We start from the raw sequence: 1855 nt of genomic DNA on the forward strand, positions 1-1855 counted from the left end.
GTTGGGTGCGGCCGACGTTCGGCTCGAGGGCGGGACGCTTGACGCGATCGACGCGGTGGTGCGGCCCGGCACCGACATCGCCGGCATCGTCCATCTGACGGGCAATCCGTCCTTGCGCCCCGAGCACCGCCGCCGAACCGCCTGATCCGAAAATCGACTGGGACGTGGGCAGGCTGGCGCCCACCGGTGCGGTTGCCCGCTGGTGGTGACGGTGGGTGGGTCAGGCGGCGGGGTTCAGGGTGACGGTGTAGCCGAGTGCTTCGAGTTGGCGGATGTGGTTGCGTTTCCGGCGTTCCGGGTCGATGCGGGTGTCGTAGAAGTCGGCGCCGAGGTCTTTGAAGTGGGCGTCGGGGTCGGACAGCAGATGCCAGACGATGGTGAGGATGGAGCGGCCGACGGCGACGAGGGCTTTCTTCTTGCCCCGGTGGCGGGCGATGCGCCGGTAGCGTTCCCCGAGGAAGGTGTCGGTCTTGCCGGCGGTGACGGCGGCCTGGCCGAGTGCCTGGGCGAGGTAGGGATTGCCGTGTCCGGTGGAGCCGCGGCCTTTCTTCTTGCCCGCGGACTCCTTGACCGTCGGAGCGAACTTGGCCCAGGAGGCGAGGTGGGCCGCGGTGGGGAAACGGGACATGTCGACGCCGATCTCGGCGATCAGCACGTAGGCGACGACCGGACCGACTCCGGGGATCTCATCGAGCTTCCCCACCGCCCGGGCACAAGGACGGATCTCAGCCTCGATCTTGGTTTCGATGTCGGTGATGTCGACGCTGATCGCGTCGATCCGGGCCAGCATCTTGGCGAGCAGGAAGGCGTGGTGGTCGGTGAAGTGTCCGGTGAACGCCTCCTCCAACTCGCCGATCTTGCCGCGCAGCCGGGTCCGGGCCAGCTGCGCCAGCGCCTTCGGGTTGCGTTCTCCGGCGACGAGGGCAGCCATCATGTCCCGGCCGGAGACCCCGAAGATGTCAGAGGCGACCACACTGAGTTTGATCTGGGCGTCTTCCAGCAGTTTCTCGGCCCGGTTCTTCTCCGCGCTGCGGGTGCCGACCAGGTCGATGCGGTAGCGGGTCAGGTCCCGTAGCCGGCGGATCTCGACCGGGGGCACGAAGCTGGCCCGGATCATCTGCCGTTCCGCGACCTTGCACAGCCACACCGCGTCCAACTTGTCGGTCTTGGGCCGGCCCGGGAGGTGTTTGACGTCGCGGGCGTTGACCAGCCATACGTCGAACCCGGCCGCCTCCAGCACGTAGAACGGCGGCTTCCAGTAGTCCGACGTAGCTTCCATCACGACCCGGGTTACCCCCAGGGCACGCAGATGATCAGCCATCCCCAGCAGTGACCGGGTCATCGTCGTGTAGGCCTCTACCTCCTGCAGCCGCCGTCCCGGCCGGTCGGTGTCCGGTATCCGCACGCAGCAGACCAGCTCCTCCTTCCCGATATCCAGCGCGGCGACCCGCTCGATGATCTCTTCGGTGTCCTGCGTCTCTCGCAGCACCACGCACCTCCCGCTCGTCGTCCGGCCATCAGGCGGCTGCCCGCAGGAGCCGCACGGGCCAAACGCGAATCTGATCCGCGAGCTCGAAGCATCAGTGAAGGGCCCACAGCGCGGCTCCCAGCGTCCGACTAGGGCACGGCCTCAACGACCAAGCAGCTACGACGTCAGCGGGCAACCACCACGATTTTCAGCCCGGAACGGGCCACCCCGCGGGGGGATCAGACTAGGGCGTGTATTCGGTTGCAATCAAGGGATGATCCGCGTGAGCTCCTTGATCCAGATCATCGAGGCGCGGAGATGGAGACCAGCAAGATAGCTCTGCGGGGTCTTGCCATAGCGGGTGGCGATGCCTCGCCAGGCCTTCAA

At 67.0% G+C, this 1855-nt stretch carries 1 protein-coding gene; it reads right to left on the reverse strand.

Annotated features, from left to right (window positions below):
• Positions 1-220: 220 nt before the first annotated feature.
• Positions 221-1492, reverse strand: a complete 1272-nt coding sequence (locus U9980_RS18390) for an IS110 family transposase (protein ID WP_416210315.1) — start codon at positions 1490-1492, stop codon at positions 221-223.
• Positions 1493-1855 lie beyond the last annotated feature (363 nt).

The sequence above is a fragment of the Protofrankia sp. Cr1 genome, from assembly GCF_963555865.1.
In the GTDB taxonomy this organism is placed as follows: Bacteria; Actinomycetota; Actinomycetes; order Frankiales; family Frankiaceae; genus Protofrankia.